Origin of the sequence: Escherichia sp. S10b, from assembly GCF_028421345.1 — a bacterium.
Taxonomy (GTDB): Bacteria; Pseudomonadota; Gammaproteobacteria; order Enterobacterales; family Enterobacteriaceae; genus ECMA0423.
Map to the genome: position 1 here is coordinate 18,363 of NZ_JAHZSO010000050.1, position 19,196 is coordinate 37,558.

Here is a 19,196-nt window from a genome sequence, read left to right on the forward strand (position 1 = left end):
TAAAGCGCCATTTTCAGCTTAAAGTTCAAAAGAGATTATATCCCTTCTTCACTCTCTTTTTTCGCTTCTGCCTTCTCGATTTCACGATACCAGCGCGGATGGTGTTTCTTCGCCCAGCGACGGCTCACCTTCCCTTCGATCATCCCTTTAATCGACCCTTTCACCCAGAATGCCATATACATATGGATCAGGATGGCGTGGATCAGGATGATACCCGCAGCCGCGTGGATCAGCAGGCTGTAGCGAACAACCTGCATCGGGAAGTACTGCGCAAAGTACGGACGCCAGATAATCACCCCGGTCACCAGCAGCACGAAAATCATGCTCATGATCGACCAGAACATCATCTTTTGCCCGGCGTTGTACTTACCGACATCCGCCACTTTATGCTCATTGCCTTTCAATACTTCGACAATGTTCAACAGCCACGGAATATCTTTCTTATCCGGGATGTTGTGATGCACAAAACGCACAAACATAAACATCAGTGCGACGAAAATCGCAATGCCGAAAAACGGGTGCAAAATGCGTCCCATCTGCGGCGTACCGAAGGTTTGCGTCAGCCATTGCAGCGTCGGGAAGAAGAACGAAATCCCGGACAGCGCCACCAGGAAGAAGCAAATCACCACGGTCCAGTGACAGGCGCGATCAATAAATTTGGTGCGCACAATCATTTTCGACTTACTCATGATGATCCTCCTCGTCATCGTCCACTTCCTTATTCGGGCCAATACCGATGTAGTGGAAAATCAACCCGGCAAAAGTGGCAATAAAGCCAGCCGCTGCCAGCGGTTTCAACGCGCCTTTCCACAGGCTTACCGAGGTGTCGATCTTCGGATCTTTCGGCAGACCGTGATACAGCTCCGGCTGATCGGCGTGATGCAGCACGTACATAACGTGCGTACCACCGACCCCTTCCGGGTTGTAGACGCCAGCATGTTCGTAACCACGCGCTTTCAGTTTCGCCACGCGCTGTTCCGCCAGCTCCAGCATCTCCTTCTTGGTGCCGAAGTGGATAGCCCCGGTCGGACAGGTTTTCACACAAGCCGGTTCCTGGCCGACGCTGACGCGATCGACGCAGAGCGTGCATTTATATACCCGGTTATCCTCTTTGTTGAGGCGCGGAATATTAAACGGACACCCGGCAATGCAGTAACCACAGCCGATGCAGTTTTCCGACTGGAAATCGACAATCCCGTTAGCGTACTGAATGATTGCACCAGCAGACGGGCACGCCTTCAGGCAGCCGGGATCTTCACAGTGCATACAGCCGTCTTTACGGATCAGCCACTCCAGCTTGCCGTTCTGTTCGGTTTCGCTAAAGCGCATCACCGTCCAGGACTTGGCGCTCAGATCGGCGGGGTTATCGTAAACCCCGACGCAGTGCCCCACTTCATCACGGATGTCGTTCCACTCCGAACACGCCACCTGACAGGCTTTACAGCCGATACAGGTGGAAACGTCGATAAGTTTTGCGACTTCTGCTTTGTAATCACGCACCTGAGAAGGCGGCGTGATGGAGTTAGTTGCGGACCTTTTGATAATGTCCTGCGTTTCCATAGCCATCTGTTCGCCCCCTTACGCCTTCTCGATGTTGACTAAGAACGCTTTATATTCCGGCGTTTGCGAGTTTGCATCACCGACATTCGGCGTCAGAGTGTTAGCGATATAACCTTTACGCGCGACACCCTCAAAGCCCCAGTGGATTGGAATACCCACCGTTTCAACCTGCTGACCATTTACATTCAGTGGTTTCAGACGACGCGTTACCACAGCCACCGCGCGGATAAAGCCACGCTTGCTTGAGACAGTGACACGATCGCCATTATTAATGCCTTTCGCCGCCGCCAGCGTTTCGCTGATTTCCACAAACTGTTCCGGCTGAGCAATTGCGTTGAGCAATGCGTGCTTGGTCCAGGTGTGGAAGTGCTCGGTCAGACGATAGGTCGTACCCACATACGGGAACTGCTCTTTTTTACCCATCCGCAGCGCGTCTTGTTCATACAGACGAACAACCGGGTTAGACACCACGTTCGGATGCAGCGGGTTAGTGCCCAGCGGCGTTTCAATCGGCTCGTAGTGTTCCGGGAACGGACCTTCCGCCATTTTGTTGATGGCAAACAGGCGTCCCATCCCTTCCGGCTGCATGATAAACGGCCCGGTTGGCGTACCCGGTGCGGCATTGCCGAAGTCCGGAATATCGTTACCCGTCCACTTGCTGCCGTTCCACTGGATCAGCATCCGTTTCGGATCCCACGGTTTACCGTTGATATCCGCCGAAGCACGGTTGTACAGCACGCGACGGTTGAGCGGCCACGCCCAGGCCCATCCCAGCGTATTCCCCAGACCGGACGGGTCGGAGTTATCGCGGTTAGCCATCTGGTTGCCCTGCTCTGTCCAGCTACCGGTGTAGATCCAGCAAGACGATGCGGTGGTACCGTCATCACGCAGATGCGCAAAGCTACTCAGCAACTGACCTTTCTTCGCAATCAGCACGCCATTAGCGTCATAGAGATCTTCCAGCGCATAGCCGTTGTTCTCTTTAGCTACTTCGTCAGATTGCGGTTCGTGCGGCTGCTTGTAGTTCCAGCTCATCTTCATCAGCGGTTCTACGCCTTTACCACCTTCGGCCTGGTACAACTCGCGCAGATGATGGTAGATACCCGCCAGAATTTCGCCGTCGTTACGCGCTTCGCCCGGCGCGTCCTGACCTTTCCAGTGCCACTGCAACCAGCGACCGGAGTTAGCGATAGAACCATCCTCTTCAGCAAAGCAGGTCGAAGGCAGACGGAATACTTCAGTCTGAATAGACGCCGGATCGACATCGTTCGACTCGCCGTGGTTCTGCCAGAAGGTAGAGGTTTCAGTCACCAGCGGATCGATAACCACCATGTACTTCAGCTTGCTCAGGCAGCTCACCACTTTGTTTTTGTCCGGGAAGGACGCAACCGGGTTAAAGCCCTGGCAGAAATAACCGGTGACTTTGCCTTCATCCATCATGTTGAAATACTTGATGACGTCGTAGGTCTGGTCCCACTTCGGCAGCCAGTCATAGCCCCAGTTGTTCTCTTTCTGCGCGGCATCGCCATAGAAAGATTTCATCAGGCTAACGAAGAACTTCGGATAGTTGCTCCAGTAGTTCACCTGATCAGCTAGCGTCGCTTTCGGCGTGTTCGCTTCCAGATACGACTGCAAATCAACCTGTTTTTCTGACGGCAGCGTCAGATAACCTGGCAGGCTGGTAGAGAGCAGGCCTAAGTCAGTCAAGCCCTGAATGTTGGAGTGACCACGCAATGCGTTCACGCCGCCACCGGCCATACCCATGTTACCGAGCAGCAACTGGATCATCGCCATAGTACGGATGTTCTGCGCACCCACAGTGTGCTGCGTCCAGCCCAGCGCGTACAGGAAGGTGGTTGTGCGATCCGGTGCGCTGGTGGAGGCCAGCACTTCACACACTTTCAGGAAGTCGGCTTTTGGCGTACCACAGATGTTTTCAACAACGTCCGGCGTGTAGCGGGAAACGTGCGCTTTCAGCAGGTTCCACACACAGCGCGGATGAGTCAGTGTTTCATCGCGTTTCGCATAGCCGTTTTCATCGAACTGATAGTTCCAGGACGATTTATCGTATTGCCGTTTTTCAGCGTCGTAGCCGCTGAACAGACCGTCTTCGAAAGCAAAATCATCACGCACCAGCAGGCTGGCGTTGGTGTAATGCTTAACGTATTCGGCGTTGATTTTGTCGTTTTCGATCAGGTAGCGCAAAACGCCAGACAGGAACGTAATGTCCGTACCGGAACGAATAGGTGCGTAAATATCCGCCACAGAAGCGGTACGCGTAAAACGAGGATCGACAACGATCAAGGTTGCATCGTTGTTGTTTTTCGCTTCCATCGCCCAGCGGAAACCGACGGGATGCGCTTCAGCAGCGTTACCGCCCATTACCATTACGACGTTAGCGTTTTTGATATCCACCCAGTGGTTGGTCATCGCACCGCGACCAAATGTTGGAGCAAGACTTGCTACCGTTGGTCCGTGTCAGACGCGCGCCTGGTTGTCTACCGCCAGCATCCCGAGGGAGCGGGCAAATTTCTGTGTCAGCATCCCGGTTTCGTTGCTGGCACCGGAGGCACACAGCATACCGGTAGAAAGCCAACGGTTTACCGTTACGCCCTGCTCGTTCTTTTCAATAAAGTTAGCGTCACGGTCAGCTTTCATCAGCTTTGCAATACGGGAGAATGCTTCTTCCCAGCTAATGCGCTGCCATTTGTCAGAACCTGGCGCACGATATTCCGGGTAGCGCAGACGGTTTTCGCTGTTGACGTAATCCAGCAAACCGGCCCCTTTTGGGCACAGCGCACCACGGCTTACCGGATGATCCGGGTCACCTTCAATGTGATAAATCGCTTCTCTGGCGTTTTTCGCGCCATCACCCAGGCTATACATCAATAGCCCGCAACCTACGGAACAGTATGTGCAGGTGTTACGGATCTCTTTAGCGCGTAATAATTTGTAGTTTCGCGCCTGAGCCAGTGCTTGCTTCGGGGCAAAGCCCAATGCCGCTACCGTTGTTCCAGCCATACCGCCCGCGCAGATTTTAAAAAATTGTCTGCGACTGACGTCCATTGCTTTCCTCTTTTTTCAGGGGTATTACTGCGCGAGGAAACTAACAGTAAAATTCTGAATCTTTTTGCGCGAAATCAAAAAGAACACGTGTTTGCCACAAAATAATCCGCCTGCGCAAATTGACCTACCTCAATAGCGGTAGAAAAACGCACCACTGCCTGACAGGCCAGTTAAAAAAATGCTATAAAATTCAGCTTAATTTTTAACGGCAAGAGAGACAAAACAGCGAGCATGACACGACAAAAAGCAACGCTCATAGGGCTAATAGCGATCGTCCTGTGGAGCACGATGGTAGGATTGATTCGCGGTGTCAGCGAGGAGCTCGGCCCGGTCGGCGGCGCAGCTGCTATCTATTCATTAAGCGGGCTGCTGTTAATCTTCACGGTTGGATTTCCGCGTATTCGGCAGATTCCGAAAGGCTATTTACTCGCCGGGAGTCTGTTATTCGTCAGCTATGAAATCTGTCTGGCGCTTTCCTTAGGGTATGCGGCGACCCGTCATCAGGCGATTGAAGTGGGTATGGTGAACTATCTATGGCCCAGCCTGACAATTCTCTTTGCCATTCTGTTTAATGGTCAGAAAACCAACTGGCTGATTGTACCAGGATTATTATTAGCCCTGGTCGGCGTCTGCTGGGTGTTAGGCGGTGATAATGGGTTACATTATGATGAAATCATCAATAATATTACCACCAGCCCATTGAGTTATTTCCTGGCGTTTATTGGTGCGTTTATCTGGGCAGCCTATTGCACAGTAACGAATAAATACGCACGCGGATTTAACGGAATTACCGTTTTTGTCCTGCTAACGGGAGCAAGTCTGTGGGTTTACTATTTTCTCACGCCACAACCAGAAATGGTATTTAGCACGCCCGTCATGATTAAACTCATCTCTGCGGCATTTACCTTAGGATTTGCTTATGCTGCATGGAATGTCGGTATACTGCATGGCAATGTCACCATAATGGCGGTAGGCTCGTATTTTACGCCCGTACTTTCCTCAGCGCTTGCAGCCGTGCTGCTCAGCGCCCCGCTGTCGTTCTCATTCTGGCAAGGCGCGCTAATGGTCTGCGGCGGTTCCCTGCTCTGCTGGCTGGCGACACGTCGTGGTTAAAATAATTGCCGGGTCTACGGCCCGGCAGTTAATCAGATAAATTCCGACAATATTAAAAAATAAATTTCAAATACCAGTAATTCACCTTATATCTCATTTCGACTTCGATCACATATCGATAAATAATATTATTTCATCTATTTTTCTCATTGTTTTTAATCACCATTCTATTTTAAAAACAGTATATCATTTATAAATGACGCCGTTTAAAATTCGTTTAGAAAATACGTTTAACGATAATTAAAAGGATTCTGTTAAATGAAATTAAAAATAGTTGCGGTGGTTGTAACTGGTTTGTTAGCTGCGAACGTAGCACACGCTGCCGAAGTCTATAACAAGGATGGTAATAAACTCGACCTTTATGGCAAGGTTACCGCTCTACGTTATTTTACTGATGATAAGCGTGACGATGGTGATAAAACTTATGCCCGTCTCGGCTTTAAAAGAGAAACGCAAATCAATGATCAAATGATTGGTTTTGGTCACTGGGAATATGATTTTAAAGGCTATAACGATGAAGCCAACGGCTGGCGCGGCAACAATCTCTGATTGAGTTAAGTGCCCATCACAATATGATCACTGACCTTATATTACACAATCATCCCAGGATGAAAACAATCACTTTAAACGACAACCATATTGCACATTTAAACGCCAAAAACACTACAAAACTGGAATATTTAAACTTAAGCAATAACAATTTACTGCCAACCAATGACATTGATCAACTAATATCATCAAAACATCTTTGGCATGTATTAGTTAACGGCATCAACAATGATCCACTTGCACAAATGCAGTACTGGACTGCAGTAAGAAATATAATTGATGACACTAATGAAGTGACCATTGATTTATCAGGACTTAATTTAACCACTCAACCACCAGGGCTGCAAAACTTCACCTCTATCAATCTTGATAATAACCAACTCACACATTTTAATGCAACCAACTACGATAGACTCGTAAAGCTAAGTCTGAATAGTAATACTCTTGAGTCAATAAATTTTCCTCAAGGCAGAAATGTAAGTATTACACATATATCTATGAATAATAATGCTCTCAGAAATATTGATATAGATAGGCTTTCATCAGTTACTTATTTTAGTGCGGCACATAATCAACTAGAGTTTGTGCAATTAGAATCTTGCGAATGGCTGCAATACCTGAATCTCAGCCATAATCAATTAACTGATATTGTTGCAGGTAATAAAAATGAACTCTTACTGCTGGATCTATCCCATAATAAACTAACAAGTTTACACAATGACTTATTTCCCAACTTGAATACGTTACTTATTAACAACAATTTGCTTTCTGAAATTAAAATATTCTATAGCAACTTCTGCAATGTTCAGACATTAAACGCTGCTAACAACCAGTTGAAATATATAAATCTTGATTTCCTGACTTATCTTCCATCTATCAAAAGTTTAAGACTGGACAATAATAAAATAACCCACATTGATACTAATAATACATCCGATATTGGAACTTTATTCCCCATAATAAAACAGAGCAAAAACTTAAATTTTTTAAATGTTTCTGGGAAGAACAATTGCCCTACTATGCAGCTCATGTTATTTAATTTGTTTTCCCCAGCACTTAAGCTTAATACTGGCCTGGCAATTCTTTCGCCTGGTGCATTTGAAGTTCACTCTGACGGAATAGATGTGGATAACGAATTGTTTCACTATCCTATTAATAAAGCATATACCCCATATAATATACACACTTACAAGACAGAGGAAGTTGTAAACCAGAGGAATATAAAAGTTAAAAACATGACCTTAGATGAAATAAACAATACTTACTGTAATAACGATTATTACAATCAGGCAATAAGAGAGGAACCGATAGACCTTCTGGACAGATCGTTTTCCTCCAGTTCATGGCCTTTTTAGTGAATAAATCATCACTAATTCTATAAGTGTCTGGTCTTGTTGATAATATAGTTAATATGTAACCCTTTAGATTCACGATCTGAAGGGTTGAAACATGACATACGTTCAAAGATTAACCCCCGTTTGAAGGTTAGCTTGTTAGTTACATTTAGTAACACATATCTGGCTACTTAATCCCCATTCTGCCCCCGCGGTTACGCTTTCTTATCTATTCTTTCAATCAGCACTTCACCCAATTCATCCTTAATTCTAATAACTGGCTATTGCGCCTTACCTCCTGTTTTGTCTTTTTTCATTACCAATGTGTGCATGTGAGGAACAATATGGCACTGCAAAATGAGAAAAATAGTCGTTATCTTTTACGCGACTGGAAACCAGAAAATCCGGCCTTCTGGGAAAATAAAGGAAAACATATTGCTCGAAGAAACCTCTGGATATCAGTCAGTTGTCTACTTCTTGCCTTCTGTGTCTGGATGCTATTTAGCGCAGTTACCGTTAATCTCAATAAAATCGGTTTTAATTTTACTACCGATCAACTCTTTTTATTAACCGCATTACCCTCCGTTTCTGGCGCATTATTGCGTGTTCCCTACTCCTTTATGGTGCCTATATTCGGTGGACGCCGATGGACGGTTTTTAGTACTGCAATCCTGATTATTCCTTGCGTCTGGCTCGGAATTGCCGTGCAAAATACGAATACTCCTTTTGGGGTATTTATCGTTATCGCTTTGCTATGCGGTTTTGCAGGTGCAAACTTTGCTTCGAGCATGGGCAATATCAGTTTCTTCTTTCCAAAAGCCAAACAAGGGAGCGCTCTTGGGATTAATGGCGGATTAGGAAACTTAGGTGTAAGTGTAATGCAGCTGGTTGCACCGCTGGTCATTTTTGTACCTGTATTTGCCTTTCTCGGCGTCAATGGCGTACCGCAGGCCGACGGTTCGGTGATGTCGCTGGCGAATGCCGCATGGATTTGGGTACCGCTACTGGCGATTGCCACGATCGCCGCCTGGTCAGGGATGAATGATATCGCCAGTTCACGCGCCTCAATTGCCGACCAGCTCCCTGTCTTACAACGCCTGCATCTCTGGCTGCTGAGCCTGCTTTACCTTGCCACCTTCGGTTCGTTTATCGGTTTTTCTGCGGGTTTTGCCATGCTGGCAAAAACCCAGTTCCCGGATGTGAATATTCTGCGCCTGGCGTTCTTTGGCCCATTTATCGGTGCCATCGCGCGGTCGGTTGGTGGTGCTATTTCCGATAAGTTCGGCGGCGTGCGGGTGACGTTGATCAACTTTATTTTTATGGCGATTTTCAGTGCCCTGCTGTTCCTTACCTTACCGGGCACAGGCTCTGGTAATTTCATCGCCTTTTACGCCGTATTTATGGGGCTGTTTCTGACTGCGGGTCTGGGAAGTGGTTCTACTTTCCAGATGATCGCCGTCATCTTTCGCCAGATAACCATTTATCGGGTAAAGATGAAAGGCGGTAGTGATGAGCAAGCTCAGAAAGAAGCCGTCACCGAAACGGCGGCGGCTCTGGGCTTTATCTCAGCCATTGGCGCAGTGGGCGGCTTTTTTATTCCGCAGGCGTTTGGCATGTCGCTCAATATGACCGGCTCTCCGGTCGGCGCGATGAAAGTGTTTTTAATCTTCTACATCGTTTGTGTGCTGCTGACCTGGCTGGTTTATGGTCGGCGGAAGTTCAGCCAAAAATAAGAGATCGATGCCTGATGTACAACCGTGTCGCATCCGACAAGGCATCAGATCCCAATTCATTCCTGGAGCAGGAGTCATGTCATGAGTAAACTTTTGGATCGCTTTCGCTACTTCAAACAAAAGGGCGAAACCTTTGCCGATGGTCACGGACAGGTGATGCATAGCAACCGCGACTGGGAGGACAGCTATCGCCAGCGTTGGCAGTTCGACAAAATCGTGCGTTCCACCCACGGTGTTAACTGTACAGGCTCCTGTAGCTGGAAAATCTACGTTAAAAATGGTCTGGTGACCTGGGAAATCCAACAGACCGACTACCCGCGCACTCGCCCTGACCTGCCCAATCATGAACCTCGCGGCTGCCCGCGTGGCGCAAGTTACTCCTGGTATCTTTACAGCGCTAACCGCCTGAAATACCCGCTCATTCGTAAACGACTGATTGAACTGTGGCGCGAAGCCCTCAAGCAACACAGCGATCCGGTACTGGCGTGGGCATCGATTATGAACGATCCGCAAAAGTGCCTGAGCTACAAACAAGTGCGTGGGCGCGGCGGGTTTATCCGCTCCAACTGGCAGGAACTAAACCAGCTGATTGCCGCCGCTAACGTCTGGACCATCAAAACCTACGGCCCGGATCGCGTTGCCGGTTTCTCGCCGATCCCGGCGATGTCGATGGTTTCTTACGCCGCCGGAACGCGTTATCTGTCACTGCTTGGCGGCACCTGTTTAAGCTTCTACGACTGGTATTGCGACCTGCCGCCCGCCTCGCCGATGACCTGGGGCGAGCAAACCGACGTACCGGAATCTGCCGACTGGTATAACTCCAGCTACATCATCGCCTGGGGGTCTAACGTACCGCAGACACGTACGCCGGACGCCCACTTCTTTACCGAAGTACGCTACAAAGGCACTAAAACTATCGCCATTACCCCTGACTACTCTGAAGTGGCCAAATTGTGCGACCAGTGGCTGGCACCGAAACAAGGCACTGATAGCGCCCTGGCGATGGCAATGGGCCATGTGATTTTAAAAGAGTTTCATCTCGATAATCCCAGCGACTACTTTATCAACTACTGCCGCCGCTACAGCGACATGCCGATGCTGGTAATGCTGGAGCCTCGCGACGATGGTAGCTACGTTCCCGGGCGCATGATCCGCGCATCTGACCTGGTGGATGGACTGGGCGAAAGCAACAATCCGCAGTGGAAAACCGTAGCAGTTAATACCGCAGGTGAATTGGTAGTGCCGAACGGTGCGATTGGTTTCCGCTGGGGAGAAAAAGGCAAATGGAATCTGGAATCCATTGCCGCCGGTACGGAAACCGAATTGTCGTTAACCCTGCTCGGTCAACATGACGCTGTTGCAGGCGTGGCCTTCCCCTACTTTGGCGGCATTGAAAATCCGCATTTTCGCAGCGTAAAACACAATCCGGTGCTGGTGCGCCAATTGCCCGTTAAAAACCTGACGTTAGTCGATGGCAACACCTGTCCGGTGGTCAGCGTTTATGATTTGGTACTGGCGAATTACGGCCTCGATCGCGGGCTGGAAGATGAAAACAGTGCGAAAGATTACGCTGAAATCAAACCGTACACCCCAGCCTGGGGTGAGCAAATTACCGGCGTGCCGCGCCAGTATATTGAATCCATCGCTCGTGAATTTGCCGATACTGCCCATAAAACGCATGGGCGCTCAATGATTATCCTCGGCGCTGGCGTCAACCACTGGTATCACATGGATATGAACTACCGTGGGATGATCAATATGCTGATCTTCTGCGGTTGTGTCGGGCAAAGCGGTGGCGGCTGGGCACACTATGTCGGCCAGGAAAAACTGCGCCCACAAACCGGCTGGTTGCCACTGGCCTTTGCGCTCGACTGGAACCGACCACCGCGCCAAATGAACAGCACCTCGTTTTTCTACAATCATTCCAGCCAATGGCGCTATGAAAAAGTCTCTGCTCAGGAGTTACTTTCACCGCTCGCCGATGCCAGTAAGTACAGCGGTCATCTGATTGATTTCAACGTTCGCGCCGAACGTATGGGCTGGCTACCTTCTGCGCCGCAGCTGGGGCGTAACCCGCTCGGGATTAAAGCTGAAGCCGACAAGGCCGGATTATCCCCCACAGAATTTACCGCCCAGGCGCTGAAATCGGGCGATTTACGTATGGCCTGCGAACAACCAGATAGCGGCAGCAATCATCCGCGTAATTTGTTTGTCTGGCGCTCTAACCTGCTTGGCTCCTCCGGCAAAGGCCACGAGTATATGCAGAAGTATCTGCTGGGGACCGAAAGCGGGATTCAGGGCGAGGAACTCGGTGCCAGCGACGGGATCAAACCGGAAGAAGTCGAGTGGCAAACTGCGGCGATTGAAGGCAAGCTCGACCTGCTGGTGACGCTCGACTTCCGCATGTCCAGTACCTGCCTGTTCTCCGATATCGTTCTGCCCACCGCCACCTGGTACGAAAAAGACGATATGAACACCTCGGATATGCATCCGTTTATTCATCCGCTTTCTGCGGCGGTCGATCCGGCGTGGGAATCACGCAGCGACTGGGAAATCTACAAAGGTATCGCCAAAGCATTTTCGCAAGTGTGCGTGGGTCATCTTGGCAAAGAAACCGACGTGGTATTACAACCCCTACTGCATGACTCTCCGGCAGAGCTCTCACAGCCGTGTGAAGTGCTCGACTGGCGCAAAGGCGAATGCGATCTGATTCCAGGCAAAACCGCGCCGAATATTGTGGCGGTGGAGCGCGACTACCCTGCTACGTATGAACGCTTTACCTCGCTCGGGCCATTGATGGACAAACTTGGCAATGGCGGTAAAGGGATTTCGTGGAATACGCAGGATGAAATCGATTTCCTCGGCAAACTCAATTACACCAAGCGTGATGGCCCGGCACAGGGGCGTCCGCTGATTGACACCGCCATTGACGCTTCAGAAGTGATTCTGGCACTGGCACCGGAAACCAACGGTCATGTTGCAGTCAAAGCGTGGCAGGCGCTGGGCGAGATCACCGGGCGCGAACATACCCATCTGGCGCTGCACAAAGAGGACGAGAAGATTCGCTTTCGCGATATTCAGGCGCAGCCGCGTAAAATTATCTCCAGCCCCACCTGGTCCGGTCTGGAAAGCGATCACGTATCCTATAACGCGGGATACACCAACGTTCATGAGTTAATTCCGTGGCGCACGCTGTCGGGACGCCAGCAGCTCTATCAGGATCATCCGTGGATGCGTGCTTTTGGTGAAAGCCTGGTGGCTTATCGCCCGCCTATCGACACCCGTAGCGTCAGTGAGATGCGCCAGATACCGCCAAACGGCTTCCCGGAAAAAGCACTTAACTTCCTGACGCCGCACCAGAAATGGGGCATTCACTCAACCTACAGTGAAAACCTGCTAATGCTGACGCTCTCTCGCGGTGGACCGATTGTCTGGATCAGCGAAACAGATGCCCGAGAACTGACCATTGTCGATAACGACTGGGTGGAAGTATTCAACGCCAACGGCGCGCTGACTGCCCGCGCGGTGGTCAGCCAACGTGTACCGCCGGGCATGACCATGATGTATCACGCCCAAGAACGCATTATGAATATTCCTGGTTCGGAAGTAACTGGCATGCGCGGCGGCATTCATAACTCGGTCACCCGCGTTTGCCCGAAACCAACGCATATGATTGGCGGTTACGCGCAGCTGGCCTGGGGCTTTAACTACTACGGCACCGTCGGATCGAACCGCGATGAGTTCATCATGATCCGCAAGATGAAGAACGTTAACTGGCTGGATGATGAAGGTCGCGATCAGGTACAGGAGGCGAAAAAATGAAAATCCGTTCACAAGTCGGCATGGTGCTTAACCTCGACAAATGTATCGGCTGCCATACCTGTTCGGTGACCTGTAAAAACGTCTGGACCGGGCGCGAAGGCATGGAGTACGCATGGTTTAACAACGTCGAAACCAAACCGGGCATTGGTTATCCGAAAAACTGGGAAGATCAGGAAGAGTGGCAAGGCGGCTGGGTCCGCGATGTGAATGGCAAGATCCGTCCGCGTCTGGGCAGCAAGATGGGCGTAATAACCAAAATCTTCGCCAACCCGGTGGTGCCGCAGATTGATGATTACTACGAACCTTTCACCTTCGACTACGAACATTTGCATAGCGCACCGGAAGGCAAACATATCCCTACTGCTCGCCCGCGTTCACTGATTGACGGCAAACGGATGGACAAAGTGATCTGGGGCCCAAACTGGGAAGAACTGCTGGGCGGCGAGTTTGAAAAACGTGCCCGCGACCGCAACTTCGAGGCCATGCAAAAGGAGATGTACGGGCAGTTTGAAAACACCTTCATGATGTACCTGCCGCGCCTGTGCGAACACTGCCTCAATCCCAGTTGCGTGGCGACCTGCCCAAGCGGCGCTATCTACAAACGCGAAGAAGACGGCATTGTGCTGATTGATCAGGATAAATGCCGTGGCTGGCGTTTGTGCATTAGCGGTTGTCCGTACAAAAAAATCTACTTCAACTGGAAAAGCGGCAAGTCAGAAAAATGTATCTTCTGTTATCCGCGAATTGAGTCAGGCCAACCCACCGTGTGCTCAGAAACCTGCGTGGGTCGCATCCGGTATCTGGGCGTGCTGCTTTACGACGCCGACCGCATTGAGGAAGCGGCGAGCACCGAGCGCGAAGTTGACCTCTATGAACGTCAGTGCGAAGTATTCCTCGATCCACACGATCCCTCAGTGATCGAGGAAGCCCTGAAACAAGGTATTCCACAAAACGTGATTGAAGCTGCCCAGCGTTCGCCTGTCTACAAAATGGCGATGGACTGGAAACTGGCGCTACCGCTGCACCCTGAATATCGCACCCTGCCAATGGTCTGGTACGTTCCTCCGCTGTCGCCGATTCAGTCCTACGCAGATGCGGGCGGTTTGCCGAAAAGCGAAGGCGTGCTGCCCGCCATCGAAAGCCTGCGTATTCCGGTGCAATATCTCGCCAATATGTTGAGTGCCGGCGATACCGGTCCGGTACTGCGGGCGCTGAAACGGATGATGGCGATGCGCCACTATATGCGTTCACAAACCGTGGAAGGCGTTACTGATACTCGTGCCATCGACGAAGTAGGCCTGAGCGTCGCCCAGGTCGAAGAGATGTATCGTTACCTCGCCATTGCCAACTATGAAGATCGTTTTGTCATCCCGACGAGCCATCGGGAAATGGCGGGCGATGCCTTCGCAGAACGCAACGGCTGCGGTTTTACCTTTGGCGACGGTTGCCACGGTTCGGACAGTAAATTCAACCTGTTCAACAGTAGCCGTATCGATGCCATCAACATCACCGAAGTGCGCGACAAAGCGGAGGGCGAATAATGCAGATCCTCAAAGTGATCGGCCTGTTGATGGAGTATCCGGACGAGCTGTTGTGGGAATGCAAGGAGGACGCGCTGGCGTTGATCCGCCGCGACGCGCCGATGCTTACGGATTTCACCCACAACCTGCTTAACGCGCCGCTGCTGGATAAACAGGCCGAATGGTGCGAAGTGTTTGACCGTGGACGTACCACATCGCTGCTGCTGTTCGAACATGTTCATGCCGAGTCCCGCGATCGCGGCCAGGCAATGGTGGACCTGCTGGCGGAGTATGAAAAGGTCGGCCTGCAGCTGGATTGTCGGGAACTGCCCGATTATCTACCGCTGTATCTGGAGTATTTAAGCGTACTGCCTGACGATCAGGCGAAAGAAGGATTGCTCAATGTTGCGCCGATCCTCGCCCTGCTTGGCGGTCGCTTAAAACAACGCGAGGCACCGTGGTACGCGTTGTTTGATGCTCTGCTGCAACTGGCGGGAAGCTCCCTTTCAAGTGACAGTGTCACAAAACAAGTAAACAGCGAAGAGCGCGATGACACCCGCCAGGCGCTTGATGCAGTGTGGGAAGAGGAACAGGTGAAGTTTATTGAAGATAACGCCACGGCGTGTGACAACTCGCCGCTTAATCAATATCAGCGACGCTTTAGCCAGGATGTCGCGCCGCAGTATGTCGACATCAGTGCGGGAGGTGGGAAATGATTCAGTATCTGAACGTCTTTTTTTACGATATCTACCCGTACATTTGTGCGACGGTGTTTTTCCTCGGCAGCTGGCTGCGCTACGACTACGGGCAGTACACCTGGCGCGCCTCCTCAAGTCAAATGCTCGATAAACGCGGGATGGTGATATGGTCGAATCTGTTCCATATCGGCATTTTGGGGATTTTCTTCGGGCACTTGTTCGGCATGTTAACGCCGCACTGGATGTACGCGTGGTTTTTGCCAGTGGCAGCGAAACAACTCATGGCGATGGTGCTCGGCGGTATTTGCGGTGTGTTGACGTTGATTGGCGGCGCAGGACTGCTGTGGCGCAGGCTGACAAATCAGCGCGTGCGTGCAACTTCCACTACGCCGGATATTATCATCATGAGCATTTTGCTGATCCAGTGTCTGCTGGGGCTAAGTACCATACCGTTTTCAGCACAGTATCCTGATGGTAGCGAAATGATGAAGCTGGTGGGTTGGGCGCAAAGCATTGTCACTTTCCGTGGTGGATCGTCAGAAATGCTTAACGGCGTAGCGTTCGTTTTCCGCCTGCATCTGGTATTGGGAATGACCATCTTCCTGCTCTTCCCGTTCACCAGATTGGTGCATGTGTGGAGCGCGCCGTTTGAGTACTTTACTCGTCGGTATCAGATTGTGCGTTCGCGGCGATAATTTTCACCCTGGCCGGATAGCCCTTCGCTCTCCGGCCACTTGCAGGCTATGATAGTTCTCCAGCCACAGGAGAACGTTAATGAAACCGCAGGTGTACCACGTCGATGCTTTTACCTCACAACCGTTTCGCGGCAATTCTGCCGGTGTTGTTTTCCCCGCCGATAATCTTAGCGAAGCGCAAATGCAGCTTATCGCCCGCGAGTTAGGCCATTCGGAAACTGCTTTTCTGCTGCACAGCGACGACAGCGATGTGCGCATCCGCTACTTTACGCCAACGGTTGAAGTACCGATTTGCGGTCACGCGACAGTAGCTGCGCACTATGTACGTGCGAAGGTGTTAGGTTTAGGAAATTGCACAATCTGGCAAACATCGCTGGCAGGAAAACATCGCGTGACTATCGAAAAGCACAACGATGATTATCGTATTTCGCTGGAACAAGGTACGCCGGGCTTTGAGCCACCGCTGGAAGGTGAAACACGTGAGGCGATTATCAACGCGCTTCATCTCACTGAAGACGATATTTTGCCGGGCTTGCCAATTCAGGTCGCAACAACAGGACACTCAAAAGTGATGATCCCGTTGAAACCGGAAGTGGATATCGACGCCCTTTCGCCTGATCTTGCTGCGCTGAGCGCTATCAGCAAACAGATTGGCTGCAATGGTTTCTTCCCGTTCCAGATCCGCCCAGGCAAAAACGAAACCGATGGTCGTATGTTCTCGCCTGCGATTGGTATTGTGGAAGATCCGGTGACTGGCAATGCCAATGGCCCGATGGGTGCATGGTTGGTACATCACAACGTATTGCCCCACGATGGCAACGTGTTATGTGTTAAAGGCCATCAGGGGCGCGCATTGGGGCGTGACGGCATGATTGAAGTGACGGTGACAATTCGTGATAACCAACCGGAAAAAGTCACCATTTCAGGCACAGCGGTGATTTTGTTTCATGCCGAATGGGCAATTGAACTCTGAAACCGTTGCCTGATGCGCTTCGCCTGTCAGGTCTACAACCGAGCTAATGTATGCCGGATAAGGCGTTTACGCCGCATCCGGCAACCTGACATAAATTATTTTCCCGCCTCCGGGTGCGTATCAAACGCCGCCATCACCAGCGCTAACTCATCCACGGTAAAGCCATGTTTCGCATCATCCACGCCCAGACCAAACTGTTCTTGCATCACAGCATATAATGACGCCACATCCGGTAGATTTCGCTGCTCCACCGCGTGCCCATTTTCATAATGGGTAAAATGAAAATTGGTCAGCGTTAGCTTGCCACCGTCCGGCAAATGGCGGCACATCAGCAAATGATGGCGAAAATGCGACTGCGGCCAGTGCGCCGACCAGAAATTGCCCATCACATAATCGCTTTGTTGCTGCTTGCAGAGATCAAAACGGTACATCGACTGCCAGTGCTGATGATGATTAAACTGCAACACCCAATCATCACCCTCCTGCAACAACCGATAATCTCCGTGTGGCGTGGTCTGCACGAGATCGGAAACTAAACGAATCGGCGCGGTTAGCGTCTGCCCACCGAAACCGACATCAGCAATCCATTTTTCCTCTTCCAGTTCCACCAACAGCAAACGATGGGTGCGCGGCGGTAATGCTAGCGGATTTGATAACACTACGCGCCCTAACAAGCTGCGAACGTTAAACTCCAGCTCGCGTAACACCCGCTCAAACACGCCATTCTGCTCAAAACAGTAACCGCCTCGACGGGCTATCACCAGTTTCTCTTCCAGCGATTGATCATCAAGCTGTATTTCCCTCGGCAGCAAAACGTCGAGGTTTTCAAACGGAATAGTGCAATTGTGTTTCAGGTGCAATGCACGAAGCGTATCAATATTGACCGCAGCAGCTCCCGACCAGTTAATACGGGCAAAATAGTGATTCAGAATGGGCGTCATCAGGCGTTTCCCTTAGTGGTTTTCTCAACTTATAACCTGGAATAGACGCCGCACCGGCTATTTTGTGCGATCGCGGACATGCATCACGTTTGCAAATCGCCAATCCCGTTAATTTCGTTACTTATTGCGTTACGGACTACGCTTAAAAAAACCTTCTTCGCGAGGCGATACCATGAGCCGATTCATCCCCATAGAATTACACCATGCCAGCCGTCTGTTAAATCATGGCCCAACTGTCATGATCACCAGTTTCGATGAGCAATCCCAGCGGCGTAACATTATGGCAGCAGCCTGGTCAATGCCGGTGGAGTTTGAACCGCCACGCGTGGCGATTGTGGTAGATAAATCGACATGGACCAGGGAGTTGATTGAACGTAACGGTAAATTTGGCATCGTTATCCCGGGCGTTGCAGCAACTAACTGGACGTGGGCAGTGGGAAGCGTGTCGGGTCGTGAAGAAGATAAATTTAATTGCTATGGCATTCCGGTGGTGAAAGGTCCGGTGCTTGGTTTGCCACTTGTTGAAGAGAAATGCCTGGCGTGGATGGAGTGCCGCCTGCTACCTGCGACTTCTGCGCAACAAAAATACGACACGCTGTTTGGCGAGGTGGTATCAGCAGCGGCAGACGCACGGGTATTTGTCGAAGGCCGCTGGCAGTTTGATGATGATAAGCTCAATACGTTGCATCATTTAGGTGCTGGCACGTTTGTTACCAGCGGCAAGCGAGTTACGGCGGGTTAAGCATTACATGCTGTAACCGGGTTTCTTTATCAAAGCCTCCATTTGGGGCGCGATTTCGGCATCCCAGATAGCTTGCCAAGATTCTGGTTGAATCTGCTGTAGAGCAATGCTTATCGAGCTATCTTTACTGTTCAGATGGCGAATAATAACGTCGGTAATATCTGCAGCAAGTGCTGCTTTTTGTTGTTCGTCCAGTTCACGCGGAAAACATTTAATGTCGATGTGCGGCATGATTGTGCTCCTTTTGAAAGATGTCAGTAAAATTAACACACATTGTGAATGTCGTGTGTCCGGTAATGCGTTTTTACGACAATAATGCCAGGGCAAGATTACGAAAGCCTTCTCCCCGCAAGGACTGACGCCAGGTAGTTTCTGTCCATGGCTGCTTTTCGCATCTTACGTCTTAACCCTGCCTTGAATACCTTATCATTCGTCAAAATATTAATAGCA

Annotated in this window: 14 protein-coding genes and 2 pseudogenes; 10 read left to right on the forward strand and 6 right to left on the reverse strand. The window is 50.5% G+C overall.

Annotated features, from left to right (window positions below):
• Positions 1 to 35: 35 nt before the first annotated feature.
• Genes fdnI through fdnG form a run of 3 tightly spaced genes read right to left on the reverse strand, consistent with a single transcriptional unit; the run spans position 36 to position 4,626 of the window.
• Positions 36 to 689 carry a formate dehydrogenase-N subunit gamma gene (gene fdnI, locus FTE26_RS04565; RefSeq protein ID WP_000045648.1) on the reverse strand — a complete coding sequence of 218 codons (654 nt, stop codon included), beginning with the start codon at positions 687 to 689 and terminating at the stop codon, positions 36 to 38.
• Positions 682 to 1,566: a formate dehydrogenase N subunit beta gene (fdnH, locus tag FTE26_RS04570; RefSeq protein WP_001240582.1), complete on the reverse strand. Its 885-nt coding sequence runs from the start codon at positions 1,564 to 1,566 to the stop codon at positions 682 to 684. Before fdnH ends, fdnI begins: the two co-directional genes overlap by 8 nt.
• A gap of 12 nt (positions 1,567 to 1,578) precedes the next feature.
• Positions 1,579 to 4,626 (reverse strand): formate dehydrogenase-N subunit alpha, encoded by a 3,048-nt coding sequence (fdnG, locus tag FTE26_RS04575; RefSeq protein WP_077250785.1) that lies wholly within the window; start codon positions 4,624 to 4,626, stop codon positions 1,579 to 1,581.
• 231 nt (positions 4,627 to 4,857) lie between these two features.
• Between fdnG and yddG the strand changes: the two genes are divergently transcribed.
• From yddG to FTE26_RS04620, 9 genes and pseudogenes are all read left to right on the forward strand, one after another.
• A complete protein-coding gene (gene yddG, locus FTE26_RS04580; protein WP_000198200.1) occupies positions 4,858 to 5,739 on the forward strand; it encodes an aromatic amino acid efflux DMT transporter YddG in 882 nt (293 codons plus the stop codon).
• A 258-nt stretch (positions 5,740 to 5,997) separates the two neighbouring features.
• Positions 5,998 to 6,279: pseudogene (locus FTE26_RS04585) on the forward strand (porin); the annotation flags it as partial.
• A 32-nt stretch (positions 6,280 to 6,311) separates the two neighbouring features.
• Positions 6,312 to 7,643 carry a leucine-rich repeat domain-containing protein gene (locus FTE26_RS04590; protein ID WP_000627116.1) on the forward strand — a complete coding sequence of 444 codons (1,332 nt, stop codon included), beginning with the start codon at positions 6,312 to 6,314 and terminating at the stop codon, positions 7,641 to 7,643.
• A 323-nt stretch (positions 7,644 to 7,966) separates the two neighbouring features.
• Positions 7,967 to 9,355, forward strand: coding sequence for a nitrate/nitrite transporter NarU (narU, locus tag FTE26_RS04595; RefSeq protein ID WP_001207921.1), 1,389 nt, complete (start codon positions 7,967 to 7,969; stop codon positions 9,353 to 9,355).
• Positions 9,356 to 9,436: 81 nt separating this feature from the next.
• A complete protein-coding gene (gene narZ / locus FTE26_RS04600) occupies positions 9,437 to 13,177 on the forward strand; it encodes a nitrate reductase Z subunit alpha (RefSeq protein WP_000040435.1) in 3,741 nt (1,246 codons plus the stop codon).
• A complete protein-coding gene (narH, locus tag FTE26_RS04605) occupies positions 13,174 to 14,718 on the forward strand; it encodes a nitrate reductase subunit beta (protein ID WP_000702560.1) in 1,545 nt (514 codons plus the stop codon). Before narZ ends, narH begins: the two co-directional genes overlap by 4 nt.
• Positions 14,718 to 15,413 carry a nitrate reductase molybdenum cofactor assembly chaperone gene (gene narW, locus FTE26_RS04610; protein WP_001166352.1) on the forward strand — a complete coding sequence of 232 codons (696 nt, stop codon included), beginning with the start codon at positions 14,718 to 14,720 and terminating at the stop codon, positions 15,411 to 15,413. Before narH ends, narW begins: the two co-directional genes overlap by 1 nt.
• Positions 15,410 to 16,090, forward strand: a complete 681-nt coding sequence (gene narI, locus FTE26_RS04615) for a respiratory nitrate reductase subunit gamma (protein ID WP_000617115.1) — start codon at positions 15,410 to 15,412, stop codon at positions 16,088 to 16,090. Before narW ends, narI begins: the two co-directional genes overlap by 4 nt.
• Positions 16,091 to 16,169: 79 nt before the next feature.
• Positions 16,170 to 17,063 (forward strand): PhzF family isomerase, encoded by an 894-nt coding sequence (locus FTE26_RS04620; RefSeq protein ID WP_000804390.1) that lies wholly within the window; start codon positions 16,170 to 16,172, stop codon positions 17,061 to 17,063.
• A gap of 95 nt (positions 17,064 to 17,158) precedes the next feature.
• Here FTE26_RS04620 and nhoA read toward each other — a convergent pair whose 3' ends face one another.
• Positions 17,159 to 18,004 carry an N-hydroxyarylamine O-acetyltransferase gene (gene nhoA, locus FTE26_RS04625; RefSeq protein ID WP_000187894.1) on the reverse strand — a complete coding sequence of 282 codons (846 nt, stop codon included), beginning with the start codon at positions 18,002 to 18,004 and terminating at the stop codon, positions 17,159 to 17,161.
• A gap of 172 nt (positions 18,005 to 18,176) precedes the next feature.
• Between nhoA and FTE26_RS04630 the strand changes: the two genes are divergently transcribed.
• Positions 18,177 to 18,746 carry a flavin reductase family protein gene (locus FTE26_RS04630; protein ID WP_000085912.1) on the forward strand — a complete coding sequence of 190 codons (570 nt, stop codon included), beginning with the start codon at positions 18,177 to 18,179 and terminating at the stop codon, positions 18,744 to 18,746.
• A 3-nt stretch (positions 18,747 to 18,749) separates the two neighbouring features.
• On the opposite strand, the gene pptA is transcribed toward FTE26_RS04630, so the two are convergent.
• Together pptA and FTE26_RS04640 are read right to left on the reverse strand one after the other, a co-directional pair.
• A complete protein-coding gene (gene pptA, locus FTE26_RS04635; RefSeq protein ID WP_001120141.1) occupies positions 18,750 to 18,977 on the reverse strand; it encodes a tautomerase PptA in 228 nt (75 codons plus the stop codon).
• A 98-nt stretch (positions 18,978 to 19,075) separates the two neighbouring features.
• A pseudogene (locus FTE26_RS04640) lies at positions 19,076 to 19,196 on the reverse strand (ISAs1 family transposase); the annotation flags it as partial.